Here is a 26898-nt window from a genome sequence, read left to right as displayed (position 1 = left end):
GCCGTCGGCTCAGCCGATCTCCCTGCCGTACGCCCGCAGGGTCAGCAGGGCGTCGACGGTGACCAGGGGGCGCGCCTCCAGCAGGCTCCCGGGCGCCCAGGCCCGCCAACGCACCGGCCACCCGCCGTCCTCCTGCTGCTCGGCGGCCAGGAAGTCGAGGGCACGCCCCATCTCCTCGTCCGTGAACCAGCCGCGCGCCAGCGAATCGGGCTCGCGCGCGTAGTCGTACGCGAAGTGGTGCTCGCCCGGCGCGTACCCGGGCGCCACCGGCACCTCGTCGCGCCGCGCCGGATCGAGTACGACCAGCCCCTGCGCCCGGGTGAGCCGCCCCAGCCGGTCCGCCGCCGCCTGGGCCCGCGAGCGGTCCGGCACGCCGTCCAGGAAGGCGACGGCGGCCTGGATCTCGTACGGATGCGACTCCTGGATCGCCTCGACGGCCGCCCAGCAGAAGTCCGTGGCGCGAAACAGCCAGGCGTGCCACACCTCGTTGCGGTGCAGCATCCCCACCACCGGGCCCGTCGCCAGCAGCTCGCCCGGCGGGTCGTCCACGACGGGCACGAAGGGCGCGACCGGGTAGCCCCGCTGCGAGGGGTGCACCGCGGGCAGCGCGCCCTCCTTGGTGGAGACAGCGGTCAGGTAGCGGCAGATGCGCTCCACGCGCGTGCCGCCGCACCGGCCGACGGACTCCAGTACGCGCAGCGCGTGCGCGGTGTGCAGGGGCTGGCTCACGGGGCCCCGCAGGTCGGGCTCCAGGGCGTGGCCGAATCCGCCGTCCTCGCCGAGGTACGCGTTGAGGGCGGCCTCGACGGGGTCCGCGCCGCCGTCGAGGAAGTGGTACGCGAACCGGCGCTGCTCCAGGACCCGGGCCGTCAGCCAGACGAACTGCGCCGCGCGGGCGAGAGGCGACCCCGCGTGGGGGGAGGGCGTGCGGGGGGTCGCCCCGGGGGTTGATGCTCCATTTCCAGCCATGTGCCGACGGTGAGGGTGCGGAGCGTTCGCCGCAAGGGGTGAGGGCCCGGCTGCACTCTCAGGGGCGCGATACTGGTGTCATGCGGTTGACGATTTTCTGGGAGCGCATGGCGGCGCACTTCGGCGAGGCATATGCCGACTCCTTCGCCCGGGACCACGTGATGTCCGAACTCGGCGGTCGTACGGTGCACGAGGCGCTGGACGCGGGCTGGGACGCGAAGAGCGTGTGGCAGGTCGTCTGCCGGGCGATGGACGTTCCGTACGACAAGCGCTGAGCCGTTTCCTCGCGCGCACGGCACGGGAGGCCGAGCCGTTTCCCTCCGTACGGCGGCACAGGAAGGTGACGCACCCTCTGTACGGCGACACGGGTACGCCGTTGTCGCACTCATGAGTGAGACTGGCCCCGTGTCACCGACTGATGAGACCGCCCAGGACCAGGCGAAAGCCCAGGACTCCGGCGGGGCGACCGTCCCGCCGAGCACCGCGCCCCCGGCGGCGGCGCCCACCGGGCCGGCCCGGATGCCCCGCTGGCTGCCGCGCGCGATGGTGCTCGCGCTCGCCCTGTACGCCTGCTACCAGCTCGGCGACTGGGCGTTCCACCAACTGATCAGCCTGCTGCTGAACATCGTGATCGCCTTCTTCCTGGCGCTCGCGGTGGAGCCCGCGGTCGGACGGATGGCGGCCCGCGGCATGCGGCGTGGCCTCGCCACCTTCCTGGTGTTCTTCGGCGTGATGATCGCGGGCGCCGGTTTCGTGGTGATGCTCGGGTCGATGCTGGCCGGTCAGATCCTGAACATGGTCGACGAGTTCCCGAAGTACCTGGACTCGGTCATCAGTTGGGTCAACCACACCTTCAACACCGAGCTCTCCAGGGTCGAGGTGCAGGACAGCCTGCTGCGTTCGGACTGGCTGCAGAAGTACGTGCAGAACAGTGCGAGCGGCGTCCTGGACGTGTCGACGACCGTACTGGGCGGCCTGTTCAAGCTTCTGACGATCTTTCTGTTCTCGTTCTACTTCGCCGCCGACGGGCCCCGGCTGCGACGCGCACTGTGCTCGGTGCTGCCGCCCGCACGGCAGACGGAGGTGCTGCGCGCCTGGGAGATCGCCGTCGACAAGACCGGCGGCTATCTGTACTCGCGCGGTCTGATGGCGCTGATCTCCGGCATCGCGCACTACATCCTGCTGGTGGTCTTCGACGTGCCGTACGCACCGGCGCTGGCGGTGTGGGTGGGACTGATCTCGCAGTTCGTCCCGACCATCGGCACCTACCTCGCGGGCGCCCTGCCGATGCTGATCGCCTTCACGGTGAACCCCTGGTACGCGCTGTGGGTGCTCGGCTTCGTCGTGGTCTACCAGCAGTTCGAGAACTACCTGCTCCAGCCCAAGCTGACCGCCAAGACGGTCGACATCCACCCCGCCGTCGCCTTCGGTTCGGTCGTCGCGGGGACGGCGCTGATGGGGGCCGTCGGCGCGCTCATCGCCATCCCGGCCGTCGCCACGCTCCAGGCGTTCCTGGGAGCGTACGTGAAGCGGTACGACGTGACCGACGACCCCCGGGTGCACGGTCACCGCAGCCGCCGCGCATCGGTCCTGGCGCGGGTGCGGGGCGCGCTGCGACAGGGCCGGAACGGGACGCCGCCGCCTCCTGCGGGGGACGACGCCTGAGGCGTACGGCCTTCCCGGGGCGCCCTCCGGCCGGGTCGTGAGCCGCCCGGCGGGGGCCGCGAAACCCGTCGGGCGGGTGCCGCGGAGCCGGTCGGAGGGCGCCGCGTGGCTCGCTTGACACGAAAATCGAACATCCATTCTCATTGGTGTTCCGGCCCAGTGACCCCGGGGCTCCCGACCGGGTTATCCACAGGTCAGGGCGACGCCGAGGCCGATTGTCAGTGGCAGGCGTTAGCGTCATTGACGTGAAGCGATCGACTCAAGCAAATCGGGTGGAACCCATGGCAGCAGGCACCGACCGCGAGAAGGCGCTGGACGCCGCTCTCGCGCAGATTGAACGACAATTCGGCAAGGGTGCCGTGATGCGGCTCGGCGACCGGCCGAACGACCCCATCGAGATCATCCCCACCGGGTCGACCGCCCTGGACATCGCGCTCGGCGTCGGCGGTCTCCCGCGCGGCCGTGTGGTGGAGGTGTACGGCCCGGAGTCCTCCGGAAAGACGACGCTGACGCTGCACGCCGTGGCGAACGCGCAGAAGGCCGGCGGCACCGTCGCCTTCGTGGACGCCGAGCACGCGCTCGACCCCGAGTACGCCAAGGCGCTCGGCGTCGACACGGACAACCTGATCCTCTCCCAGCCGGACACCGGCGAGCAGGCGCTGGAAATCGTGGACATGCTGGTCCGCTCCGGCGCGCTCGACCTGATCGTCATCGACTCCGTGGCGGCGCTCGTGCCGCGTGCGGAGATCGAGGGCGAGATGGGCGACTCGCACGTCGGCCTCCAGGCCCGGCTGATGAGCCAGGCGCTCCGGAAGATCACCAGCGCGCTCAACCAGTCCAAGACCACCGCGATCTTCATCAACCAGCTCCGCGAGAAGATCGGCGTGATGTTCGGCTCGCCGGAGACCACGACCGGTGGCCGCGCGCTCAAGTTCTACGCCTCGGTGCGCCTCGACATCCGCCGCATCGAGACCCTCAAGGACGGCACGGACGCGGTCGGCAACCGCACCCGCGTCAAGGTCGTCAAGAACAAGGTCGCGCCGCCCTTCAAGCAGGCCGAGTTCGACATCCTCTACGGCCAGGGCATCAGCCGCGAGGGCGGCCTGATCGACATGGGCGTCGAGCACGGCTTCGTCCGCAAGGCGGGCGCCTGGTACACGTACGAGGGCGACCAGCTCGGCCAGGGCAAGGAGAACGCCCGCAACTTCCTGAAGGACAATCCCGACCTCGCCGACGAGATCGAGAAGAAGATCAAGGAGAAGCTGGGCGTCGGCGTCAAGCCCAAGACGGATGCCCCCGAGGGCGAGCCCGGCGCGGACGCGGCGGGTGCCGCTGCGGCAGCCGACCCGAAGTCCGTACCGGCCCCGGCGACCAAGGCCAAGACGGCCAAGGCCGCGGCGACCAAGAGCTAGTCCGTGACCCGGAGGACGGACTGGCCGGGCAGCAGCGACGACGGACCCGGCGGACACGACGCCCCCGCCGGGTACGGCAGGACCCCCGCGTACGACGGCGGCGCGGGGGGAGCGGGGGAGGCCGACGGGCCTCCCCGGCTTCCCTGGTCCTCCCGGGGAGCCGGGGGGAGCGGAGGAGGTTCGGAGGGGTTCGGGGAGTCCGGGAGGGGCCGCAGAGGCGCCCGGGGTTCCCGGTCCTCGCGGGGCTCGGACGCGCCCGGGGAGACCCGGGAAGCCGCACCGAAGCCTCCGCAGGACCCGGCGGAGCGGGCGCGGAACATCTGTCTGCGCCTGCTCACCGGCACCCCGCGCACCCGCAAGCAACTGGCGGACGCCCTGCACAAGCGGGAGATCCCCCAGGAGGTCAGCGACGAGGTGCTGTCCCGCTTCGAGGAAGTGGGCCTGATCGACGACGCGGCGTTCGCGGACGCCTGGGTCGAGTCCCGCCACCACGGCAAGGGCCTGGCCCGCCGGGCACTCGCCCGCGAGCTGCGCACCAAGGGCGTCGACCCGGCACTGATCGACGAGGCCGTCGGGCAGCTCGACTCCGACCAGGAGGAGGCCACCGCCCGCGAGCTCGTCACCCGCAAGCTGCGCTCCACCCGCGGGCTGGAGCGCGACAAGCGGCTGCGCCGGCTGGCAGGAATGCTGGCCCGCAAGGGTTACCCGGAAGGCCTCGCCATCCGGGTGGTCAGGCAGGCGCTGGAGGAGGAGGGCGAGGACACGGACGGCTTGGACTACGAGCCGTTCTGACCCCGCGCCCCCGGCACCCGGCGCGGAGCCCTTCCGTCGGGCCCCCTGAAGCTCAGGGGGCCCGCGGGTCGGCACCGGTGACCCTGCTCACGTACGCCTGCTCTCGTACGAGAAGGCGCACGTACGAGAAAGCCGACCCTGGCGCTCACGCACGAACACTCAGCAGTCAGCCCCTGCCGGGCAGCACCGGCAGGCCCGCCGCCCGCCAGGCCTGGAAGCCGCCGTCCAGGTCCGTCGCCCGGTACAGCCCGAGCTGGTGCAGCGAAGCCGCGGCCAGGCTCGACGCGTAGCCCTCGTTGCAGATCACCACGACCTGGAGATCGTGCCCGGTGGCCTCGGCCGCCCGGTGACTGCCCTGCGGGTCGAGCCGCCACTCCAGCTCGTTGCGCTCCACCACCAACGCACCCGGAATCAGCCCGTCCCGCTCGCGCAGGGCGGCGTACCGGATGTCCACCAGCAGCGCCCCGGCCTCCGCCGCCGCGTGCGCCTCGGCGGGACCGAGCCGGTCGAGCCCGGTGCGTACCCGCTCCAGGAGTTCGTCGATCCCCACCGGGGCCTGGGCCCGGGTCTCTTCGGCGTCCGTCACTGCCACTCCTCCGGAACTTCCACCTGCTCCAGGCGCAGCACCGCGCCCGTGCGGCTGTAGCGCCGCATCAGCGGCAGCGGCGGGTAGTAGGCGTGCACCGAGATCGCGTGCTCGCGGTCCGACTCGTTGAGCACCTGGTGCACATGGTGCTCCCCGAAGGCGCGCCCCTGCCCCGGCCTCAACTCCCTTTCCCTGTCGATGCCTTCGGCGAGCTCCAGGGTCTTCCACCCCTCGGTGGGCAGCCGCGCGGCGAGCGACTGCTCGGTCAGACCGCCCGCCGCCGTCGCGAACGCACCGCGCGAGCCGCCGTGGTCGTGCCAGCCGGTGCCGGTGCCCGGCGGCCAGCCGATGAGCCACGCCTCGCTGCCTCCCGGCCCGTCGAGGCGCACCCAGGTGCGCCCCTCGGGGTCGAGCGGAAGGGACGCCACCAGTTCGGCGTCGGAAGCGATGTTCCGTACGAAATCGAGGAGTTGGGCGGAGGAGGGCCCGGTGGTCGTGGGGGCAGGGGTGTGCACGGGTGCGGGAAGAGACACGGAGAGACCGTCCTGGGAGAGTTCGCGAGGACGCACGGGCGTCTCACCGGCCGGACCCGGGGGTCGACGGCCGGGAGACGGCACACCGCGCGCGAGGAAGGGCGAATCAGCAGGACGGGCGACAGACGCAGCCCGCGTAGCGGACCAGGTCCATATGGACCCTCCGCCACAGGCTCACATCGGTGTCACTCATGATCCGGAGTACACCATGGGAGCCCGGGCCGGTCAATTGACGTCCGCGGTCCGATCGGTGTGCACGGGGGAGTCCGGAGCCTCTTCGTGCGCCTCCGGGTCCCGGGGAGCGCCGCCGCGCGCCGCGTCCGCCGCCGCGTACAGCTCCGCCGGATGCACACCGTCGAAGGCCGCGACGAGGTGCCCGTCCGGGCGTACGAGAAGGACGGTGTGCGCCGTCGCCCCCGGGTAGCCCTCGGCGACGAGCAGCTCCGCCGGCACCGGCAGCGCGGTCACCGCGGACGCCAGCCGGGGCATCACCCCCGCCGACATCCAGTGCCGGCGGTCCCACACACCGGTGCCGGGCGCCACGAGCACCACCAGCAGGTGCCCCTGGCCGAGCCGTTCCCACAGGCGCACGGCGGTGCCGTCCGGGGCGGTCACCACGACGTCCGTGACCGGGGCACCGACAGCGGTGTCGACATCGGCCCGCACCTCCGGGGACGGCGGCACGGGGGCGAGGGGGGAGTGCGGGTACGCCGGGAGCGCGCCCAGTGCACCGTTGCCGAGGTGGCCGTCGGTGAGCAGGGTGTCGTGGCTCTTGCCCGCTCCGGGGAGGACCGCGCGCAGACCGCCGCCGCCCCGCAGTATCGGCAGCACCTGGTCGGCGGCGCGCAGGCGGGCGGCCACACTGGTGCGCCGTTCCGCCTCGTAACTGTCGAGGAGTTCCTCGGAGGCGTCGTGGTGGAAGGCGTGCGTCAGCTTCCACGCCAGGTTCTCGACGTCCCGCAGGCCCTCGTCGACGCCCTGGGTGCCGAGCGCGCCCAGCAGATGCGCCGCGTCGCCCGCCAGGAACGACCGCCCCTCGCGCCAGCGTTGGGCGAGCCGGTGGTGCAGGGTGTAGACGCCGGTGTCGATCAGATCGTACGGAGGGGTCGTGCCGCACCACCCGGCGAGGGTGTCGCGGATGCGGGTCACCAGGGCGTCCGGCGTCACCAGGTCGCCGCGCGGCGGCAGCAGCCAGTCCAGCCGCCACACATCGTCCGAGAGCGGCCGCGCCGTCACCTCGGGGCCGGCACCCCGCCAGGGCGGCTGACGGTGCAGCAAGGCGGTCTCGGGCCACGGGAGTTCGGCACGCAGGGCGGCCACGGCGTGCCGCTCGACGGCGGTGCGGCCGGCGAAGCGGATGCCGAGCAGCTTGCGGACGGTGGAGCGGGCGCCGTCGCAGCCGACGAGGTAACTGCCGCGCCAGTACAGGTAACCCGGCTCGCGGGTGTGCACGGTGACGCCCTTGGCGTCCTGCTCGATGGTGTCCACGCGCGCGCGGGTCGCCAGCTCGATCAGGGGGTGCGCCTCGGCGGCGGCGTACAGGCCGCGGGTGAGGGTGTGTTGCGGAAGGTGCAGGGGGGCCGGGAACTCCCCGTCGTCACCGAGCGTTAGTTCTCGTACGACCTGCTTGCGCCGCATCGACCGCCACCCGGTCCAGACCGTCCCCTCGGCCGGGGCGTCGGTGCAGCCGAGCCGCTCGACGAGGGACGCCGTGTCCGGGCGCAGGACGACGGTGCGGGCGGTGCGTTCCTCCTGCGTGCCGTCGCCCTCGTCCAGTACGACGGAAGGGACTTGCTGCGCGGCGAGGGACAGGGCGAGCGCGAGCCCGACCGGTCCGGCGCCGACGACGATCACCGGGTCCACGGGGCGGCGCCTCCGCTTCGTACGGACAAGCGGACGGCTGCGCAAGGGGCAGTGGGAACACGGTGCTCGATCACAGAACGTATGCAACCCACTGCAGGTGCTTGCGTCAAGTGACGGAGGCGAGTCCTTCGGGAGTGGGTGGTTTCGTTGGTGAATTGTCCTCGGAAATACGCAAGGGGCCGACCTTTGCGGAGAGGTCGGCCCCTTGCTCGGACGGTGTCGGGATCAGAGGGCGCCGCCGGCGCCACCGCCGCCGCCTGCTTCGATCACGTTCAGGTCGACCGCTGCCCCGCTGCTCTTCTTCGTACGGCGCAGACGCCGTTCCAGCCAGCCCGCGAAGGAGGTGAGGGCGAAGTTCACGGCGATGAACAGGATCGCGACCACGGTGAGGGCCGCGATCGTGTTGGAGCCGTAATTCGCCGTGATGGTGCGCACCTGGGCGAGCAGCTCGTTGAAGCCGAGGAGCGCACCGCCGAGCGCGGTGTCCTTCACGATGACCACCAACTGGCTGACCAGCGCGGGCAGCATCGCGGTGACGGCCTGCGGCACCAGCACGAAGACCATCATCTGGCCCTTGCGCATGCCGATCGCCTTCGCCGCGTCCGTCTGGCCGGTGGGCAGCGACTGGATGCCCGAGCGGACGATCTCGGCGATGACCGAGGCGTTGTAGAGCACCAGGCCCGTCACCACGGACCACAGGGGGCGGACATCGGAGTCCATGCTGGTGAACTGAATGAACAGGGCGCTGGCGAACACCATCATGATCAGCACCGGGATGGACCGGAAGAACTCGACCACGACGCCCACCGGGACACGGACCCACGCGTGGTCCGAGAGACGGCCGATGCCCAGGAGCGCGCCGAGCGGCAGCGCGATCACCAGCGACAGGGCCGCGGCCTTGAGGGTTTCCAGGAGACCGGGCAGCAGGAAGGTGGTCCACACCTTGCCGTCCGTGACGAACGGGCTCCACTTCTCCGCGTCCAGCTGCTTCTTCGCCGCCAGGGCGTCCAGCAGCCACCACGCCACGAGGGCGAAGACGACGACGAAGACGACCGTGTAGATGATGTTGCGCCGCTTGGCACCGGGCCCGGGGGCGTCGTACAGAACGGACGTCATCGCTTCACCGCCACTCGCTTGGACACCCAGCCGAGCAACAAGCCAGTGGGCAGGGTCAGAACGATGAACCCGAGGGCGATCACGCCGAAGACGGCGAAGAGCGCGTCGGTCTCGTTCTCGACCATGTTCTTCATCAGGAACGAGGCTTCGGCGACACCGATCGCCGAGGCCACCGTGGTGTTCTTCGTCAGGGCGATCAGCACGTTCGCCAGCGGAGCGACGACCGATCGGAACGCCTGCGGAAGCACGATGAGGGTCAGCACCTGGGTGAAGCCGAGGCCCATCGCGCGGGCTGCCTCGGCCTGGCCGACCGGGACGGTGTTGATGCCCGAGCGCAGCGCCTCGCAGACGAAGGTCCCGGTGTACGCGACCATCGCGAGGACCGCCAGCCGGAAGCCGATGTCCTCGAAGCGTTCCGCCCCGAGCTGGTAGTTGAGCGTCTGGTTCAGGCCGAGGAGTGCGCCCACCATGATGATCGTCAGCGGTGTGTTGCGGACGAGGTTCACGTACGCCGTACCGAAGCCCCGCATGAGAGGCACGGGGCTGACCCGCATCGCGGCCAGCGCGGTTCCCCATATGAGGGAGCCGACCGCCGAGTAGAGGGTGAGCTGAACCGTCACCCAGAAGGCGCCGAGCAGGTCGTACTGCCCGGAACTAAGAAAATCGAACACGATGCCCCGCGATCTCTCCTTGTTGGATCGTGGCGCGCGCCGCCGACCGGAGCCGGCGGCGCGTCAGTCACTGCTGGCTCAGCCCTTTTCGGTGATGGCCGGCGCGGGGTCGGCCTTGTAGTTGGCCGGGCCGAGGTTGGTCTCCACGGCCTTCTTCCACGAGCCGTCCTTCTGCATCTTCTCCAGCGCGGCGTTGATCTTGCCCTGAAGGTCCTTGTCGCCCTTCTTGAGTCCGATGCCGTAGGGCTCGTCGCTCAGCTTGAGGCCGACGAGCTTGAACTTGCCCTGGTTCTCCTTCTGCGCGGCGTAGCCCGCGAGGATGGTGCCATCGGTCGTCAGGGCGTCGACGGCCTTGTTCTCCAGGCCGTTGAGGCACTCCGAGTAGCCGCCGAGCGTCTGGAGGTTCGCCTTCGGGGCCAGCTTCTCCTTGACGTTCTGCGCGGAGGTGGAGCCGGTGACCGAGCAGAGCTTCTTGGAGTTGAGGTCCTCGGCCTTGGTGATCGAGTTGTCGTCCGCGCGGACCAGCAGGTCCTGGTGGGCCATGAAGTACGGGCCTGCGAAGTCGACCTTCGCCTTGCGCTTGTCGTTGATCGTGTACGTACCGGCAACGAACTTCACGTCACCGTTGCTGATCAGGTTCTCGCGCTCGGCGGTGGGCGCCTGCTTGAACTCGATCTTGTCCTCGGTGTAGCCGAGCTCCTTGGCGACGTAACGGGCCACGTCCACGTCGAAGCCGGTGAACTTGCCGTCCTGCGTCTTCAGACCCATGCCGGGCTGGTCGTACTTGATGCCGATGACGATCTTGTCGCCGTCCTTGCCGCCGCTGCTCTCGCCACCACAGGCCGAGACAGCGAGCGAGAGCGAGGCGACCGCGACAACGGCGGTGCTGACCTTGCGGAGCTTCATCGTGAACATCCCTTACGTCGTGAGAGCGTTGGTCGTCGGAGCCGTATCCCGCCTGGCAACGGTCGTACGGTGAACGGCAGTTGTCAGTGGTGCAGGATCTTCGACAGGAAGTCCTTGGCCCGGTCGCTGCGCGGGTTGTTGAAGAACTGGTCCGGCGTGGCCTCTTCGACGATGCGCCCGTCGGCCATGAAGACGACCCGGTTCGCGGCGGAGCGGGCGAAGCCCATCTCGTGCGTGACGACGACCATGGTCATGCCGTCGCGCGCCAGCTGCTGCATGACCTCCAGGACCTCGTTGATCATCTCCGGGTCGAGCGCCGACGTGGGCTCGTCGAAGAGCATGACCTTCGGCTCCATGGCCAACGCCCGTGCGATCGCGACGCGTTGCTGCTGACCGCCGGAGAGCTGCGCCGGATACTTGTCCGCCTGTGCGCCGACGCCCACCCGGTCCAGCAGGGCGCGGGCCTTGTCCTCCGCGGTCTTCTTGTCCGTCTTGCGGACCTTGATCTGGCCCAGCGTGACGTTCTCCAGGATCGTCTTGTGGGCGAAGAGGTTGAACGACTGGAACACCATGCCGACGTCGGAGCGCAGTCGCGCCAGCTCCTTGCCCTCCTGGGGCAGGGGCTTCCCGTCGATCCTGATGTCGCCCGAGTCGATCGTCTCCAGGCGGTTGATCGTGCGGCACAGCGTGGACTTCCCGGACCCGGAGGGTCCGATGACGACGACGACCTCGCCACGGGCGATGGTCAGGTCGATGTCCTGGAGCACATGCAGCGCGCCGAAGTGCTTGTTGACGTTGCTCAGCACGACCAGATCGCCCGACGCGGGTACCGCGTCCTCGGCGCCCTTGGTCACTGAAACTCCGCTCATCGGCTTTTGCTCCGTCCTCCTCGGTTGGGAGGACCCTAGTCACCCAGTGCTACCAGCGTCATTACATCTGAGCGGAAATTGAGCATAACGATCCGGCCGCAACCGGACACTCTGCGTGAACAGGGCATGGGATGGGGATACCGGCTCCATAACGGAACAAGCCCGTGACGGGAAGGGCCTTGACGGAGCGTGGCCGGATCGGCGTGGATGCCCTGGGGCCACACGTCGGAAACGCTGAGGCCACACACCAGAACAGGGATGCAGGGAGGGGGAGATCCATGAGGCTGCTGCTCGTCGAGGACGACAACCACGTCGCCGCCGCGCTCTCCGCCGTCCTCACCCGGCACGGCTTCCAGGTCGTCCACGCCCGCAACGGCGAAGAGGCCCTCCAGGCGTTCCTGCCCGACGACCGCACCCCCCAGGAGCAGGAGCCCTTCGGCGTCGTCCTGCTCGACCTCGGCCTGCCCGACCAGGACGGCTACGAGGTCTGCGGCAAGATCCGCAAGCGCACCAGCACCCCGGTGATCATGGTGACCGCGCGGGCCGACGTACGCTCCCGCATCCACGGCCTCAACCTCGGTGCCGACGACTACGTCACCAAGCCGTACGACACCGGGGAACTCCTCGCCCGCATCCACGCGGTGAGCAGGCGCACCACCACCGGGGAGGCACCCGCCCCGGCCGCCGACACGGCGGTCTGTCTCGGCCCCGTACGCATCGAACTGCCCACCCGGCGCGTCAGCGTCGACGGCACCGCCGTCCAGCTCACCCGCAAGGAGTTCGACCTCCTGGCGCTCCTGGCCCAGCGGCCCGGCGTGGTCTTCCGCCGGGAACAGATCATCAGCGAGGTGTGGCGCACCAGTTGGGAGGGCACCGGGCGCACCCTGGAGGTCCACGTCGCCTCGCTGCGCTCCAAGTTGCGGATGCCCGCCCTGATAGAGACGGTGCGCGGCGTCGGCTACCGGCTGGTCGCGCCGGGCGGCGCAGCGGCTCCCGACGGCCCCGGCACCCCGGGCGGCACCGACCGCCCCGACGCCCCCAGCGCCCCGGAGTCGCCCGACGCCGGGGCGCCCCGGAACACGTAACTCCTCGTGCGCACCCGCCTCCTCCCGCTCCTGATCATCCTGCTCGCGGGCATGCTGATCGCCTTCGGCTTCCCGCTCGCCGTACGGATGGCGGCCGCACAGCAGCAGCAGGTGGTGGTCGACCGCATCGACGACACCGCGCGCTTCGCCGCCCTCGCCCAGTTCGTCACCGAGCGCCCGCCGCCCACGGGCCGGCAGGCCGTCGCCGAGGACGAGCGCAGGACCACCCTGGAGACCGAACTCCACCGCTACCAGGACGTGTACGGCATCCGGGTCGGCGTCTTCTACCGCGACGGCGACGCCATGGCCGCCGCCCCGCCCGCCTGGACGGTGACCGCGGCGGGCGACCTCGCCAAGGACGCCTTCCAGGAGGCGCTGGCCGGACGCCGCAGCCACGACCCGCCGCAGGTGTGGCCGTGGCAGGACCACACGCTGGTGGTGGCCTCGCCGGTGGTGCGGGACGGCGACGTGGTCGCGGTGGTGGTCACCGACTCGCCCACCGGGCACCTGCGTTCGCGGATCCTGCACGACTGGCTGCTGATCGCGGTGGGCGAGCTCGCCGCGCTGTTCGTGGCCATCGGCGCGGCCTTCCGCCTCACCGGGTGGGTGCTGCGGCCGGTACGGGTCCTGGACGCGGCCACCCACGACATCGCGACCGGCCGGATGAACTCCCGGGTCGCCCCGGCCGGCGGCCCGCCGGAACTGCGCCGCCTGGCCCGTTCGTTCAACGAGATGGCCGACAACGTCGAAGACGTCCTGGAACAGCAGCGCGCCTTCGTCGCCGACGCCTCCCACCAGCTCCGCAACCCGCTCTCCGCACTGCTCCTGCGCATCGAGCTGCTCGCCCTCGAACTCCCCGAGGGCAACGAGGAGATCGCCTCCGTCCGCACTGAGGGCAAGCGCCTCGCCCGTGTCCTCGACGACCTCCTCGACCTGGCCCAGGCCGAGCACGCCCCCGCCGACCTCCGCCTCACCGACCTCGGCGAACTCGCCACCGAACGCGTCGCGGCCTGGGCACCGCTCGCCGACGACAAGGGGGTACGTCTGCTGCGCAGCGGCTCCGAGGCCGTCACCGCGTGGGCGGACCCGGTGGCCCTCTCCAGCGCGCTCGACGCGGTGATCGACAACGCGCTGAAGTTCACGCCGCCCGGCGAGGACGTCACGGTCACCGTCGCCTCGGGCGGCCACACCTGCACCGTCGTCGTCGCGGACGGCGGGCCCGGCCTCACCGAGGACGAGCTGGCCCGGGTCGGCGACCGGTTCTGGCGCAGCAACCGCCACCAGAACATCAAGGGCTCCGGCCTCGGCCTGTCGATCTCCCGGGCGCTGCTCCTCGCGGGCCGCGGCACCATCACGTACGACGCCAACGAACCCCACGGCCTGCGCGTGACGGTGACCGTCCCCCGGACCCAGCCCTGACCGCTACGGCTTCGCCGACCGGTAGTAGCGGGCCGCCCCCTCGTGCAGCGGCAGCGGATCGGTGTAGATGGCCGTCCGCAGGTCCACCAGCTGCGCCGCGTGCACCTGGCGCCCGATCCGGTCCCGGCTGGCGATCACCGTCTGCGTGAACCGCTCGGTCAGTTCCGGATCCGTACGGTCCGTCGTCACCAGCAGGTTGGCCACCGCGACCGTCGGCACCGCCGCCTTGTTGCTGACCTTCGCGTACGCGTCGGCGGGCATCACCGCGGAGCGGTAGTACCGGGTGATGTCACCGGGCCGCTGCAGGGCGTCCACCAGCTCCGGGCCGAGCGGCACCAGCCGTACCGACATGCGCTCCGACAGATCGCGCACCGCGCTGGTGGGCAGTCCGCCCGACCAGAAGAAGGCGTCGATCTCGTCCTTCTCCAGCTGCCCCGGCATCGTGTCGATCCCTATCGACACCGGCCGCACCCCCTGCTCGGGGTCGAGCCCGGCGGCGGCGAGCAGCCGGTTCGACACCAGCCGCACCCCGGAGCCCTCCTGCCCCACCGCAACCCGCTTGCCGCGCAGGTCGGCGACGGTACGGATCGCCGAGTCCGTCGGCACCACCAGCTGCACGTAGTCGTCGTACAGCCGCGCGCAGCCGCGCAGCCGCCGTGCGCCCTCGCTGTGGTCGCGCTGGTACTTCGCGACGGCATCCGCGGTGGCCACCGTGAAGTCGGCCTCGCCGTTCGCCACCCGCTTGAGGTTCTGCTGCGAGCCCTCGCTGGTGCGCAGGGTCACCCCGACCTTCGGCATGTGCTGCCGCAGCGCCTCCTCAAGGAGCACCCCGTACCGCTGGTAGACCCCCGTGGGCACCCCCGTACTGAAGGTGATCCGCCCCTCCGGCGACGGCAGCCGGGACGGCAGCAGCCACCACAGCAGCAGCCCGCACACGGCGAGCAGCGCCACCGCCCCCTGGAGGGCACGACGGCGACCGATGCGGGCGAAGGAGGCGAGCATGCGCGCGATCCTGCCAGCTCACCGCCCCACCCGACCAGAGGCAACCGGCACCGGCCCGCCGCCCGGGCCCCCGGCCACCCCCGCGCGACGCCCCGCACCCGGCGGGCCCCGTACCCTGGTGGGCGAGATGAGCGAGAAGACATACGAGGTGCGCACTTACGGGTGCCAGATGAACGTCCACGACTCCGAGCGCCTGTCGGGCCTCCTGGAGGGCGCGGGATACGTCCGCGCGCCCGAGGGGGCAGACGGTGACGCCGACGTCGTCGTCTTCAACACGTGCGCGGTCCGCGAGAACGCCGACAACAAGCTGTACGGCAATCTCGGGCGGCTCGCGCCGATGAAGACCAAGCGGCCCGGCATGCAGATCGCGGTCGGCGGCTGCCTGGCGCAGAAGGACCGCGACACGATCACCAAGCGGGCCCCCTGGGTGGACGTCGTCTTCGGCACGCACAACATCGGCAAGCTGCCGGTGCTGCTGGAGCGCGCCCGCATCCAGGAAGAGGCGCAGGTCGAGATCGCCGAGTCGCTGGAGGCGTTCCCCTCGACGCTGCCCACGCGCCGCGAGAGCGCCTACGCCGCCTGGGTCTCCATCTCGGTGGGCTGCAACAACACCTGCACCTTCTGCATCGTGCCCGCGCTGCGCGGCAAGGAGAAGGACCGCAGGACCGGCGACATCCTCGCCGAGATCGAGGCCCTGGTCGCCGAGGGCGTCTCCGAGATCACGCTGCTCGGGCAGAACGTCAACGCGTACGGGTCCGACATCGGCGACCGCGAGGCCTTCAGCAAGCTGCTGCGCGCCTGCGGGAAGATCGAGGGCCTGGAGCGCGTCCGCTTCACCTCGCCGCACCCGCGCGACTTCACCGACGACGTCATCGCCGCCATGGCCGAGACGCCGAACGTGATGCCGCAGCTGCACATGCCGCTCCAGTCCGGCTCGGACACGATCCTCAAGGCGATGCGCCGCTCGTACCGCCAGGAGCGCTTCCTCGGGATCATCGAGCGGGTGCGCGCCGCGATGCCGGACGCCGCCATCTCCACCGACATCATCGTGGGCTTCCCCGGCGAGACCGAGGAGGACTTCGAGCAGACGATGCACACGGTCCGCGAGGCCCGCTTCACCAACGCCTTCACCTTCCAGTACTCCATCCGCCCCGGCACCCCCGCCGCCACGATGGACAACCAGATCCCCAAGGAGGTCGTCCAGGAGCGCTACCTGCGTCTGGTCGCCCTCCAGGAGGAGATCTCCTGGGAGGAGAACAAGAAGCAGGTCGGCCGCACCCTGGACGTCATGGTCGCCGAGGGCGAGGGCCGCAAGGACGGCGCCACCCTGCGCCTGTCGGGGCGCGCCCCCGACAACCGCCTGGTGCACTTCACCAAGCCCGACCAGGAGGTGCGCCCCGGCGACGTGGTGACCGTCGAGATCACCTACGCCGCCCCGCACCACCTGCTCGCCGAGGGCGAGGCCAAGGCCGTGCGCCGCACCCGGGCCGGTGACGCCTGGGAGAAGCGCAACGCCGAACCCCAGCAGGGCCCCGGCGTCATGCTCGGCCTGCCGAAGATCGGCGTGCCCGAGCCCTTGCCCGCGGCCGCCGGAGGATGCAGCATCGCCTGATGATCACGGGGGACGCGACGCCGGGCACCGGTCCTGGAGGGCCGGTGGCCCGCTGGGCACTTCTGGTGCACAAGCCGGTCGTCAACGGGCGCAGCGAGCCCGTGCCGCTGGAACTGCTCGGCACCTTCGACGGCACGTACCAGGACGCGCTGCAGCACCTGCGGGGGCTCGTCCTGGAGTACCGGCCCCGGCTGCCCCTGCGCGCCCAGCGGGTGCGCCGCTACCGGACGTCGGACGGGTGGCTGCTGGTCGGCGAGGGCAGTTTCGGCCAGTCCTATCCGTACCGCTTCGTGGTGCACGAGCTGGAGTGGGACTCCGGGCCCCTTTAGCGTCCGGGCCCCTCTGGCGGCCGGGCCCCGCGTTAGGCTGCCGCTCATGCTCGTAGCCGCCGCCGTATGCCCCTGTCCGCCGCTGCTCGTCCCCGAGGTCGCCGCCGGTGCCTCGGCGGAACTGGACGCCGCCCGGGACGCCTGCGCGGACGCCCTGGGAGTCCTCGCCGCCTCCCGGCCCGACCTGCTCGTCGTGATCGGACCCGCCGGGCAGGACCGGCGCGGACCGCACCCCCAGGGCGCCCGGGGGAGCTTCGCGGGCTTCGGCGTCGACCTGGAGGTCCGCCTCGGCGCGGACACCCCGGAGGGAGCCGCCGCCAGGCCCCTCCCGGACTCGCTCGCGGTGGGCGCCTGGCTGCTCGGGCGTACGGGGTGGAACGGCGCCCCCGTCGAGGGCCTGGGCGTCGGCGAACCCCTGGAGGGGGAGCGCTGCGCCGAGGCGGGCCGGGAGCTCGCCCGGCGGGCGGACCGGGTCGCGCTCCTGGTGATGGGCGACGGCAGCGCCTGCCGCACCCTCAAGGCCCCCGGCTACCTGGACGAGCGGGCCGAGGGCTTCGACGCCGACGCCGCCCGTGCGCTGGGTGACGCCGACACCGAGGCCCTGCTCGCGCTGGACGAGGATCTGGCGTACGTCCTGAAGGTGTCCGGCCGGGCCCCCTGGCAGGTGCTCGCGGGCGCGGCGGAGGGGACGGGCCTGGGCGGGCGCCTGCTGTACGAGGAGGCTCCGTACGGCGTGGGCTACTTCGTGGCGGCCTGGTCCTGAGGGCGGTCGGGACCTGAGAGCGGTCGGGACTTGAGGGCGGTCGGGACTTGAGAGCTGCCCGGTCCTGACCGGGACTCGCCGCCTGTTGCCTTCTGGAGTTGCCAAGGTGCGCTTCGTACCACGGGAACGGCCGCGGAACCGAAATGGTTCCGCGGCCGTTCCCGTGAGCGCGCCGACGTGTCAGGAGGCCGGCGGCGGAGGCGGCGGAGTGCCGCCGTCGTCCTTGGTCGAGAGACGGTCCAGGGCGTCCTTGGCCTTGCCCGTGCCCGACTGGATCTGGCTGCTGTACTTGCCCTTGGTCTTGGAGTCGACCGCCTGAGCGGCCTTGTCGAGGCCCTGCTCGATCTTGCCCCCGTGCTGTTGCGCGAGGTCCGCGGCCTTCTCCTTGGCCGGAGCCAGCTTGGCCTTCAGATTGTCCAGGAAGCCCATGGGTTCACCTTCCCTCGTGGGGATCGTTCGGTTCACGCCCGGGCCGGTCCGTGGTGGCGGAGCCGATTCCGGGCTACTTGCGGGCGCTTTCGCCGACCTCATTGTCCGCGGCCTCGTCGGCGGACTGCTGCTTGGGGATCTCCATCCCCTCCGCGTCGTCCGCCCCGGTCTCCGCGTCGGCGGCCTCCGGAGCGTCCTGCACGGCCGGGGAGGAGACGTCCGCCGAAGCACCGTCCGAAGCCTCGGCTCCGGTCTTCGCCTCGTCGGCCTTCTCCGTGGTCGCAGCGGCCGTGGCGGCGTCGGCCGACGGAGTGGCGGTCTGCCCCTCCTCGGTTGACACCTCCGCGGCGTCCTTGGACTTGCGGCGGAACATTGCAAAAACGCCCATAACTACTCCATAACGTACTCGTGTGGGCGAAATACCGCGCTTTCCGGTGCGTCCCATTGCGCCGCCCGGAGAAACCGGTGCGTCAACCGGCGTGCGGAACCTCGCAACAGGCAACGAACCCACACGCGTGCCGTCACGTCGCTCGTTCGGGGACAGTGCCCGGTGTTTGCGAGACTGGGGCAGTGAGAACAGCAGCTCCCGCACCGCGGGTCATCGCCGTCGTCGGTCCCACCGCGGCCGGAAAGTCCGATCTGGGCGTCGCCCTCGCCCGGCATTTCGGCGGCGAGGTCGTCAACGCCGACTCCATGCAGCTCTACCGGGGGATGGACATCGGCACCGCGAAGCTGACGCCCGAGGAGCGCGGCGGCATCCCGCACCACCTCCTCGACATCTGGGACGTCACCGTCACGGCGAACGTCGCCGAGTACCAGCGCCTCGCCCGCAAGGAGATCGACCGCCTCCTCGCCGAGGGCCGCACGCCCGTACTCGTCGGAGGGTCCGGCCTGTACGTCAAGGGCGCCATCGACGTCATGGAGTTCCCCGGCACCGACCCCGAGGTGCGCGCCCGCCTGGAGGCGGAACTGGCCGCCGAGGGGCCCGGCGCGCTCCATCTGAGGCTCGCCGCCGCCGACCCCGACGCGGCCCGCGCGATCCTCGCCAGCAACGGCCGCCGCATCGTCCGCGCCCTCGAAGTGATCGAGATCACCGGCCGCCCCTTCACCGCCAACCTCCCCGGTCACGAGTCGGTGTACGACACCGTGCAGATCGGCGTCGACGTGGCCCGCCCCGAACTCGACGAACGCATCGCCACCCGCGTGGACCGGATGTGGGAGGCGGGGCTCGTCGAGGAGGTGCGCACCCTGGAGGCGCAGGGGCTGCGCGAGGGCATCACGGCCTCGCGCGCGCTCGGGTACCAACAGGTGCTCGACGCGCTCGCGGGGGAGTGCACCGAGGACGAGGCGCGGGCCGAGACCGTGCGCGCCACCAAGCGGTTCGCGCGCCGCCAGGACTCCTGGTTCCGCCGCGACCCGCGGGTCCACTGGCTGAGCGGCGCCGCCGAGCACCGTGCGGAACTCCCGCACCAGGCGCTGGCGTTGCTCGAACGAGCGGTCACAGCCTGATCACGTGATGGCATCGGGACGCTCAGCGCGTCAATGGGGTGCCCGTGCGCGTGCCATCATCGAGCTTCGATCGACCGTTGGAGTCCGAGTGGGGAGGGCGCGTGGCGATGGAGGCCGGCCCTCGCGACAGAGCACAGGAAGAACCGGAGCGGTTGAGTCCTGACGGGCCCGAAGAACTGAGTCCCGACGGACCGGAGAACGCGTCCCGGCTGCCGGGCGAGCACTCCGACGTGCCGGAGCTGCCCGAGGTCCCCGGGTTGCCCGCCCCCGAGGCGGAGGTCGAGGTCGAGCTGCGCCCGCAGCGTCGCCTGCGGATCTGGCAGCTCGCCCCCATCGTCGGGCTCGCGGCCGTCGGCTCGCTGATGTTCGCCTTCCCGCTCGCCTTCGAGATCGGCGACGGCGGTGCGGTCGTCGCCATGCTCGGACTGCTGATCAGCTGCTGTGCGGCGGGCTGGGGCATGATGGCCGCCCGCCGCGTCGGCTACACCTGGCCGGGACTGCCCGCCAAGGGCGCGGGCGGCCGTGCGAACTGGCGCGTCGCGCTCCTGTACGCGGCGGTGTGCGTCGCGCTCGTCGCGCTGGCGGTCTGGCGCGTGGCCCGACTCCGCTGATCCCACCGGGCCCGGAGGATCTCCCCGGAAGCGGACGGTGGCCCCACCGGGTGCGGCACGGGCGGCCGAAGATCAGTTGTCGGAGCCTCCCCGTACGATGGACCGCGTGACCACCGCATCCGCCGCACCTGCCCCGATCGCCTTCCTCAAGGGCCACGGAACCGAGAACGACTTCGTGATCGTTCCGGACTTCCAGAACGCCCTGGAGCTGCCGCCGGCCGTCGTCGCCAGGCTGTGCGACCGCCGCGCCGGAATCGGCGGCGACGGACTGCTGCACGTCGTGCGCTCCGCCGCGCACCCCGAGGCGCGGGCGATGGCCGACGAGGCCGAGTGGTTCATGGACTACCGCAACGCCGACGGCTCCGTCGCCGAGATGTGCGGCAACGGCGTGCGCGTCTTCGCCCGCTACCTCCAGCACGCCGGACTGACCGACGGCGGCGACCTCGCGGTGGCCACCCGGGGCGGCGTCAAGCACGTCCACCTCGACAAGAACGGCGACGTCACCGTCTCCATGGGCCGCGCGGTGCTCCCCGAGGACACCGCCACCGTCACCGTGGACGGCCGCTCCTGGCCCGCCACCAACGTCAACATGGGCAACCCGCACGCGGTCGCCTTCGTCGAGGACCTGGCACACGCCGGGACCCTGTACGACCCTCCGCCGTTCCGTCCCGCGAGCGTCTACCCCGAAGGCGTCAACGTGGAGTTCGTCGTCGACCGGGGCCCGCGCCACGTCGCGATGCGGGTGCACGAGCGCGGCGCCGCCGAGACCCGCTCCTGCGGCACCGGCGCGTGCGCCGTCGCGGTGGCCGCCGCCCGCCGCGACGGGGCCGACCCGGCCGTCACCGGCGCCCCCGTGACGTACACCGTGGACGTGCTCGGCGGACGTCTGGTGATCACCGAACGACCGGACGGCGCCGTCGAGATGACCGGCCCCGCAGTGATCGTCGCGGAGGGGCAGATCGACCCGTCCTGGCTCGAAGCAGTACAAAACGGCCTCGCGTAAACCTTCGCTCGAATGGGTGATCCGGTTCACGCCGGGCGGGACCCGGTCAGCACCGCATGGTGGGCTCGATAGCATCAAGCACCGGCCCGGACGGGACACTCCCGACGAAGGCAGGGGGAGTCACCACCCGCCCACCGCCGGTCGAGGCTGCCGGAGGTGCCCATGAGTGCAGAGGCCACCAACCCCAACGGTGTGTCCCCGGAGTTCCGCCCGCTGACCCAGCCGGCGGCACTCCCGAGGGCCGCGCAGGGTCGCAGGCGCGGCCGTCCCAGGATCGACCTGCGGCGGCTGGGCCGGGCCGCGCTGCTCGGTCCCACCGCGCGCGGCCGGACCCCGGACGCGATCGCCCATGTGGCCGAGGCCCATCGCGCCCACCATCCGGACGCCGACCTGACCATCCTCAGCCGGGCCTACGTCCTCGCCGAGTCCTCGCACCGCGGCCAGATGCGCAAGAGCGGTGAGCCGTACATCACACACCCGCTGGCCGTCACCCTGATCCTGGCCGAACTGGGCGCCGAGACCACCACCCTGACCGCCTCCCTCCTCCACGACACCGTCGAGGACACCGAGGTGACGCTGGACCAGGTGCGCGAGGAGTTCGGCAACGAGGTCTGCTTCCTCGTCGACGGCGTCACCAAGCTGGAGAAGGTCGACTACGGGGCCGCCGCCGAGCCCGAGACCTTCCGCAAGATGCTCGTCGCCACCGGCAACGACGTACGCGTGATGTCGATCAAACTCGCCGACCGACTGCACAACATGCGCACCCTCGGTGTGATGCGTCCCGAGAAACAGGCCCGCATCGCCAAGGTCACCCACGACGTCCTCATCCCGCTCGCCGAGCGGCTCGGCGTCCAGGCGCTCAAGACCGAACTCGAAGACCTCGTCTTCGCCATCCTGGAGCCCGACGACTACGCGCGCACCCGTGCGCTCATCGACGGCAACGCCGCCGACGGCGACCCGCTCGCCCCCATCGCGGAGAACGTACGCGGCGTCCTCAAAGAGGCGGGCATCTCCGCCGAAGTCGTCGTCCGGCCCCGGCACTCGGTTTCGGTGCACAGGGTGTCGCGCAAGCGCGGCGAACTGCGCGGCACGGACTTCGGACGGCTGCTGGTGCTGGTCGGCGAGGACGCCGACTGTTATGCGGTGCTGGGCGAACTGCACACCTGTTTCACCCCGGTGATCTCCGAGTTCAAGGACTTCATCGCGTCGCCCAAGTTCAACCTGTACCAGTCGCTGCACACCGCCGTCGCGGGCGCCGACGGTGCGGTCGCCGAAATCCTCATCCGTACGCACCAGATGCACAAGGTCGCCGAAGCGGGCGTCGTCGCCCTCGGCAACCCGTACGCACAGCCCGACGGCAGCGACACCGCGGCCGACGGCGAACGGATCGACCCCACCAGGCCCGGCTGGCTGTCGCGGCTCCTGGAGTGGCAGGAGTCCACCCCCGACCCCGACGCCTTCTGGACGTCCCTGCGCGCCGACCTCGCCCAGGACCGCGAGATCACCGTGTTCCGCTCCGACGGCGGCACGCTGGGGCTGCCCGCAGGGGCGAGCTGTGTCGACGCCGCGTACGCCCAGTACGGCGAGGCCGCGCACGCCTGCATCGGCGCCCGCGTCAACGGCCGCCTGGCCACCCTCAGCACCGTGCTGCGCGACGGCGACAGCGTGCAGCTGCTCCTCGCGCACGACGCCGCGTCGGAACCCTCGCCCGACTGGCTGGACCACGCCCGGACGCCCGCCGCGCGCATCGCCATCGCGGGCTGGCTCGCCGATCCGGACAGCGCGCACGACGCGGGGCCGCCACAGGCCGCCGAACCGGACGCGGAGACCGCCCGGGCCACCGGGGCGGCCCCCGCGCTGCCGGGCGCTCCAGTGGCCCCCGAGGGCGCTCCGCGGCCCGTCGTGGAGAACGCGGTGACGGACCTGCCGGACGCCACCGTGCGGCTCGCCGGATGCTGTACGCCCGTACCGCCCGACCAGGTGCTCGGCTTCGTCGTCCGCGGCGGCGTCGTCACCGTGCACCGCGAGGGCTGTGCCGCCGTCGCCCGGATGCGGGCGCTGGGGCGGGAACCGGTCGGGGTGCGCTGGCAGCAGGGCACCGCCGATCTGCGCGTCACCCTCGTCGCGGAGTCCTTCGGCCGCCCGCACCTGCTGGCCGACCTCACCGAGGCGATCGCCACGGCCGGTGCCGAAGTCGTCTCCGCCACCGTGGAGCCGCCCTCCGAGCAGCGGGTACGGCACACGTACACCCTGCAGCTCACCGACGCGGCCCGGCTCCCGGCACTCATGCGGGCCATGCGCGAGGTCGCGGGCGTGTACGACGTCAGCCGCGCCCAGCACCCGGCGACGGCCTGACACCACGGCCGGAGGCATGCGAGGGGGGCGCTGCGACCGGGTCACCCGCGCGCAGGAGTCCGACCCCGTTCGAGTGGTGCGGTGCGTGCCGTCCCCGCCTGCGGACTGCGGCGCTGATAGCGGTAGTTCATGCTGCTCACCTCCCGGCGCCTGCGTGCCGCCCTGCTGGCCGTCGCGTCCGCCTCCCTCGTCGGCGCCGTCCTGCCCGCGCCCGTCCCCCTGGGGATCGGCGACAGCCTCTTCCCGCACCTGGGCAATCCCGGGTACGACGTCCTCTCGTACGACATCGGGCTCACCTACGGCGGCGACAACAGCAAGCCGCTGAACGCGGTGACCAGGATCGAGGCGCGGGCGACCCAGACCCTGGAGCACGTCAACCTCGACTTCGCGCACGGCACCGTGCAGTCCGTCGAGGTGAACGGCACACGCGCGCGGTACGCCACGTCCGGCGAGGACCTGGTGATCACCCCGGCGAAACCCGTGCACAGGGGGAGCCGCACGATCATCACCGTCCGGCACACCAGCAACCCCGTCGGCAACGCCTCCGACGGCGGCTGGGTACGCACCGGCGACGGGCTCGCCATGGCCAACCAGGCCGACGCCGCGCACCGCGTCTTCCCGTCCAACGACCACCCCTCCGACAAGGCGTACTTCACCTTCCGGGTGACCGCGCCCAAGGAGCACACCGTCGTCGCCAACGGACTGCCCTCCGCGAAGCCCCGCGCGGTGAAGGGGGCGCAGGAGGCCGTGGTCTGGACGTACCGCACCCAGCACCCCATGGCGACCGAGCTCGCCCAGGTGTCGATCGGGAAGTCGGCCGTCCTGCACCGCACGGGGCCGCACGGACTGCCGGTGCGGGACGTGGTTCCGGCCGCCGACGCGCAGAGGCTGGAACCGTGGCTGAAGAAGACCCCGGCACACCTGGAGTGGATGGAGGAGCGCGTCGGGCGCTACCCCTTCGAGACGTACGGAGTGCTGATCGCCGAGGCCGACACCGGCTTCGAGCTGGAGACGCAGACGCTGTCGCTCTTCGAGCGGTCCCTGTTCACCGGCACCGGATACCCGGAGTGGTACGTCGACTCGATCATGGTGCACGAGCTGGCGCACCACTGGTTCGGCAACAGCGTCTCGCCGCGGTCCTGGTCCGACCTGTGGCTCAACGAGGGGCACGCCACCTGGTACGAGGCGCTGTACGCCGAGAAGGAGCGCCCTCTTGAGGAGCGCATGAAGGCGGCGTACACCAACTCCGACGGCTGGCGGAAGGCGGGCGGCCCGCCGGCCGCGCCGAAGCCCTCCCGGCCCGGCCAGAAGATCAGCATCTTCCGTCCCGTCGTCTACGACGGCAGCGCGCTCGTCCTGTACGCACTGCGCCAGGAGATCGGCGAGAAGGCCTTCGACACGGTCGAGCGGCGCTGGGTGAGCGAGCACCGTGACGCGGTGGCCACCACGGCGGACTTCGTGAAGCTCTCCTCGGACGTCGCCGGACGCGATCTCTCCGGATTCTTCCAGGCGTGGCTGTACGGGCAGAGGACGCCGCCGATGCCCGGGCACCCGCAGTGGCGCAGCGCGGCGACGGATGGCCCGGAGGTCCACCGCTGAGCACGTGCGGGACGGATGGTGCGGCGGGCGATAAACCCGTGTGACGACAGGGCCGTGCCGTGCGACCATCGACGGGTCGACGGCACGGCCGGACGGAACGTGCGGATGGGGGAATCATCCGGGACCGTTACGCGTTGTGACTGTCGACGGGGCCTTTCGGTCTCCCCGCGAGGGGAGGCGGCAGGGCTCCACCACACATCGACACCACGACGTTAGGACCCAATGACCCCCTCCACTTCTTCCCCTTCCAAGAACGACAACATCACAGACAGCCTGCGGGCCGATGCCCTGATGGAAGAGGACGTCGCCTGGAGCCACGAGATCGACGGAGAGCGGGACGGCGACCAGTTCGACCGCTCCGAGCGTGCCGCGCTGCGCCGCGTCGCCGGACTCTCCACCGAGCTCGAGGACGTCACCGAGGTCGAGTACCGGCAGCTGCGCCTGGAGCGCGTCGTGCTGGTCGGTGTGTGGACCTCGGGGACCGCGCAGGACGCGGACAACTCCCTCGCAGAGCTGGCGGCGCTCGCCGAGACCGCCGGAGCCCTCGTGCTCGACGGTGTCGTGCAGCGGCGCGACAAGCCGGACCCGGCGACGTACATCGGCTCGGGCAAGGCGCAGGAACTGCGGGACATCGTCCTGGAGACCGGCGCCGACACCGTCGTCTGCGACGGTGAGCTCAGCCCCGGCCAGCTCATCCATCTCGAAGACGTCGTCAAGGTCAAGGTGGTCGACCGGACCGCGCTGATCCTCGACATCTTCGCCCAGCACGCCAAGTCCCGTGAGGGCAAGGCACAGGTCGCCCTCGCGCAGATGCAGTACATGCTGCCGAGGCTCCGGGGCTGGGGCCAGTCGCTCTCCCGTCAGATGGGTGGCGGCGGCGGTGGCGGCATGGCCACGCGTGGTCCCGGTGAGACCAAGATCGAGACCGACCGGCGTCGCATTCGCGAGAAGATGGCGAAGATGCGCCGGGAGATCGCGGAGATGAAGACCGGCCGCGACCTCAAGCGCCAGGAGCGCAGGCGCAACAAGGTGCCCTCGGTCGCCATCGCCGGGTACACCAACGCGGGCAAGTCCTCGCTGCTCAACCGCCTCACGGGCGCGGGCGTGCTGGTGGAGAACGCGCTGTTCGCCACCCTCGACCCGACCGTGCGCCGGGCCGAGACGCCCAGCGGGCGGCTCTACACGCTGGCGGACACCGTCGGATTCGTCCGGCACCTCCCGCACCACATCGTCGAGGCGTTCCGCTCCACCATGGAGGAGGTCGGCGACTCCGACCTCATCCTGCACGTGGTGGACGGCTCGCACCCGGCGCCGGAGGAGCAGTTGGCCGCCGTGCGCGAGGTGATCCGTGACGTCGGCGCGCTCGACGTGCCGGAGATCGTCGTGATCAACAAGGCGGACGCGGCCGACCCGGTCGTCCTCCAGCGGCTGCTGCGCATCGAGAAGCGCGCCATCGCGGTCTCGGCCCGCACGGGCCAGGGCTTCGAGGAACTCCTGGAGATCATCGACCGCGAACTGCCGCGCCCCTCGGTCGAGGTCGAGGTGCTCGTGCCGTACATCCAGGGCGCCCTGGTCTCGCGGGCGCACGCCGAGGGCGAGGTGATCTCCGAGGAGCACACCGAGGAGGGCACGCTGCTCAAGGCGCGGGTGCACGAGGAACTGGCGGCGGAGTTCGCCACGTTCACCCCCACCGCGCACTGAGGCACCGCGGCTTCGTACGCAGCACACAGGCCGGTGAACAGCACACAGGCCGGTGAACAGCACACAGGCCGGTGGGCAGCACACAAGTCGGTGAGCAGC

The 26898-nt window shown here is 71.3% G+C and carries 27 protein-coding genes; 15 read left to right on the top strand and 12 right to left on the bottom strand.

Annotation, left to right across the window (positions count from 1 at the left end):
* Positions 1–9 precede the first annotated feature (9 nt).
* Positions 10–969, bottom strand: a complete 960-nt coding sequence (locus ACIO3O_RS10950) for a hypothetical protein (RefSeq protein ID WP_401744411.1) — start codon at positions 967–969, stop codon at positions 10–12.
* An 80-nt stretch (positions 970–1049) separates the two neighbouring features.
* Here ACIO3O_RS10950 and ACIO3O_RS10945 point away from each other — a divergent pair, with 80 nt between their 5' ends.
* The 4 genes from ACIO3O_RS10945 (at position 1050) to recX (ending at position 4838) form a co-directional block, all read left to right on the top strand.
* On the top strand, positions 1050–1244 hold the full coding sequence (locus ACIO3O_RS10945; protein ID WP_401744410.1) for a DUF3046 domain-containing protein: 195 nt from the start codon (positions 1050–1052) through the stop codon (positions 1242–1244).
* 244 nt (positions 1245–1488) lie between these two features.
* On the top strand, positions 1489–2634 hold the full coding sequence (locus ACIO3O_RS10940) for an AI-2E family transporter (protein ID WP_401744500.1): 1146 nt from the start codon (positions 1489–1491) through the stop codon (positions 2632–2634).
* 281 nt (positions 2635–2915) lie between these two features.
* On the top strand, positions 2916–4046 hold the full coding sequence (recA, locus tag ACIO3O_RS10935; protein ID WP_401744408.1) for a recombinase RecA: 1131 nt from the start codon (positions 2916–2918) through the stop codon (positions 4044–4046).
* Positions 4047–4049: 3 nt separating this feature from the next.
* Complete coding sequence (recX, locus tag ACIO3O_RS10930; protein WP_401744406.1) at positions 4050–4838, top strand: recombination regulator RecX; 789 nt, start codon at positions 4050–4052, stop codon at positions 4836–4838.
* 166 nt (positions 4839–5004) lie between these two features.
* On the opposite strand, the gene ACIO3O_RS10925 is transcribed toward recX, so the two are convergent.
* The 8 genes from ACIO3O_RS10925 to ACIO3O_RS10890 form a co-directional block, all read right to left on the bottom strand.
* Positions 5005–5424, bottom strand: coding sequence for a rhodanese-like domain-containing protein (locus ACIO3O_RS10925; protein WP_401744405.1), 420 nt, complete (start codon positions 5422–5424; stop codon positions 5005–5007).
* Entirely contained in the window at positions 5421–5957 is a 537-nt protein-coding gene (locus ACIO3O_RS10920; protein ID WP_401744403.1) for a cysteine dioxygenase, read from the bottom strand. Before ACIO3O_RS10920 ends, ACIO3O_RS10925 begins: the two co-directional genes overlap by 4 nt.
* A 106-nt stretch (positions 5958–6063) precedes the next feature.
* Positions 6064–6150, bottom strand: a complete 87-nt coding sequence (locus ACIO3O_RS10915) for a putative leader peptide (RefSeq protein WP_380836616.1) — start codon at positions 6148–6150, stop codon at positions 6064–6066.
* Between the two features lie 32 nt (positions 6151–6182).
* Positions 6183–7820 carry an FAD-dependent monooxygenase gene (locus ACIO3O_RS10910; protein ID WP_401744401.1) on the bottom strand — a complete coding sequence of 546 codons (1638 nt, stop codon included), beginning with the start codon at positions 7818–7820 and terminating at the stop codon, positions 6183–6185.
* Between the two features lie 225 nt (positions 7821–8045).
* Complete coding sequence (locus tag ACIO3O_RS10905; protein WP_401744400.1) at positions 8046–8936, bottom strand: amino acid ABC transporter permease; 891 nt, start codon at positions 8934–8936, stop codon at positions 8046–8048.
* A complete protein-coding gene (locus ACIO3O_RS10900; RefSeq protein ID WP_401744399.1) occupies positions 8933–9607 on the bottom strand; it encodes an amino acid ABC transporter permease in 675 nt (224 codons plus the stop codon). Before ACIO3O_RS10900 ends, ACIO3O_RS10905 begins: the two co-directional genes overlap by 4 nt.
* Positions 9608–9685: 78 nt before the next feature.
* A complete protein-coding gene (locus ACIO3O_RS10895) occupies positions 9686–10513 on the bottom strand; it encodes a glutamate ABC transporter substrate-binding protein (RefSeq protein WP_401744397.1) in 828 nt (275 codons plus the stop codon).
* Positions 10514–10596: 83 nt separating this feature from the next.
* Positions 10597–11382, bottom strand: coding sequence for an amino acid ABC transporter ATP-binding protein (locus ACIO3O_RS10890; RefSeq protein ID WP_401744396.1), 786 nt, complete (start codon positions 11380–11382; stop codon positions 10597–10599).
* Between the two features lie 278 nt (positions 11383–11660).
* Here ACIO3O_RS10890 and ACIO3O_RS10885 point away from each other — a divergent pair, with 278 nt between their 5' ends.
* Both ACIO3O_RS10885 and ACIO3O_RS10880 read left to right on the top strand, forming a co-directional pair.
* A complete protein-coding gene (locus ACIO3O_RS10885) occupies positions 11661–12467 on the top strand; it encodes a response regulator transcription factor (RefSeq protein WP_401744394.1) in 807 nt (268 codons plus the stop codon).
* 6 nt (positions 12468–12473) lie between these two features.
* Positions 12474–13886 carry a sensor histidine kinase gene (locus tag ACIO3O_RS10880; protein WP_401744392.1) on the top strand — a complete coding sequence of 471 codons (1413 nt, stop codon included), beginning with the start codon at positions 12474–12476 and terminating at the stop codon, positions 13884–13886.
* Between the two features lie 3 nt (positions 13887–13889).
* Here the strand turns inward: ACIO3O_RS10880 and ACIO3O_RS10875 are convergent, their stop codons facing one another.
* Entirely contained in the window at positions 13890–14888 is a 999-nt protein-coding gene (locus ACIO3O_RS10875) for a TAXI family TRAP transporter solute-binding subunit (RefSeq protein ID WP_401744390.1), read from the bottom strand.
* 127 nt (positions 14889–15015) lie between these two features.
* Here ACIO3O_RS10875 and miaB point away from each other — a divergent pair, with 127 nt between their 5' ends.
* The 3 genes from miaB to ACIO3O_RS10860 are packed head-to-tail and all read left to right on the top strand — an operon-like array spanning position 15016 to position 17592.
* Positions 15016–16500: a tRNA (N6-isopentenyl adenosine(37)-C2)-methylthiotransferase MiaB gene (gene miaB / locus ACIO3O_RS10870; protein WP_401744389.1), complete on the top strand. Its 1485-nt coding sequence runs from the start codon at positions 15016–15018 to the stop codon at positions 16498–16500.
* Positions 16500–16829, top strand: a complete 330-nt coding sequence (locus tag ACIO3O_RS10865; protein WP_401744388.1) for a hypothetical protein — start codon at positions 16500–16502, stop codon at positions 16827–16829. The genes miaB and ACIO3O_RS10865 overlap by 1 nt, the downstream gene beginning before the upstream one ends.
* A gap of 46 nt (positions 16830–16875) precedes the next feature.
* Positions 16876–17592 (top strand): class III extradiol dioxygenase subunit B-like domain-containing protein, encoded by a 717-nt coding sequence (locus tag ACIO3O_RS10860; RefSeq protein ID WP_401744386.1) that lies wholly within the window; start codon positions 16876–16878, stop codon positions 17590–17592.
* Positions 17593–17772: 180 nt separating this feature from the next.
* Here the strand turns inward: ACIO3O_RS10860 and ACIO3O_RS10855 are convergent, their stop codons facing one another.
* Complete coding sequence (locus tag ACIO3O_RS10855) at positions 17773–18021, bottom strand: antitoxin (RefSeq protein ID WP_189823245.1); 249 nt, start codon at positions 18019–18021, stop codon at positions 17773–17775.
* Positions 18022–18094: 73 nt separating this feature from the next.
* A complete protein-coding gene (locus ACIO3O_RS10850; RefSeq protein WP_401744384.1) occupies positions 18095–18409 on the bottom strand; it encodes a hypothetical protein in 315 nt (104 codons plus the stop codon).
* Positions 18410–18591: 182 nt separating this feature from the next.
* Between ACIO3O_RS10850 and miaA the strand changes: the two genes are divergently transcribed.
* From miaA to hflX, 6 genes are all read left to right on the top strand, one after another.
* Entirely contained in the window at positions 18592–19530 is a 939-nt protein-coding gene (gene miaA / locus ACIO3O_RS10845) for a tRNA (adenosine(37)-N6)-dimethylallyltransferase MiaA (RefSeq protein WP_401744382.1), read from the top strand.
* A gap of 101 nt (positions 19531–19631) precedes the next feature.
* Entirely contained in the window at positions 19632–20141 is a 510-nt protein-coding gene (locus ACIO3O_RS10840) for a hypothetical protein (RefSeq protein ID WP_401744380.1), read from the top strand.
* A 97-nt stretch (positions 20142–20238) separates the two neighbouring features.
* Positions 20239–21144 (top strand): diaminopimelate epimerase, encoded by a 906-nt coding sequence (gene dapF, locus ACIO3O_RS10835; protein WP_401744379.1) that lies wholly within the window; start codon positions 20239–20241, stop codon positions 21142–21144.
* 162 nt (positions 21145–21306) lie between these two features.
* Entirely contained in the window at positions 21307–23499 is a 2193-nt protein-coding gene (locus tag ACIO3O_RS10830) for a RelA/SpoT family protein (protein ID WP_401744377.1), read from the top strand.
* A gap of 129 nt (positions 23500–23628) precedes the next feature.
* The gene (locus ACIO3O_RS10825; RefSeq protein WP_401744375.1) at positions 23629–25098 is read left to right on the top strand and encodes a M1 family metallopeptidase; all 1470 of its coding nucleotides are present in this window, start codon (positions 23629–23631) and stop codon (positions 25096–25098) included.
* Positions 25099–25320: 222 nt separating this feature from the next.
* On the top strand, positions 25321–26799 hold the full coding sequence (hflX, locus tag ACIO3O_RS10820; RefSeq protein WP_401744373.1) for a GTPase HflX: 1479 nt from the start codon (positions 25321–25323) through the stop codon (positions 26797–26799).
* The last annotated feature ends 99 nt before the right edge of the window (positions 26800–26898 follow it).

The sequence above is a fragment of the Streptomyces sp. NPDC087440 genome (genome assembly GCF_044744005.1).
Classification (GTDB): Bacteria; Actinomycetota; Actinomycetes; order Streptomycetales; family Streptomycetaceae; genus Streptomyces.
The sequence above is the reverse complement of the archived record's forward strand: the minus strand, read 5'-3'. Positions and strand labels throughout refer to the sequence as shown.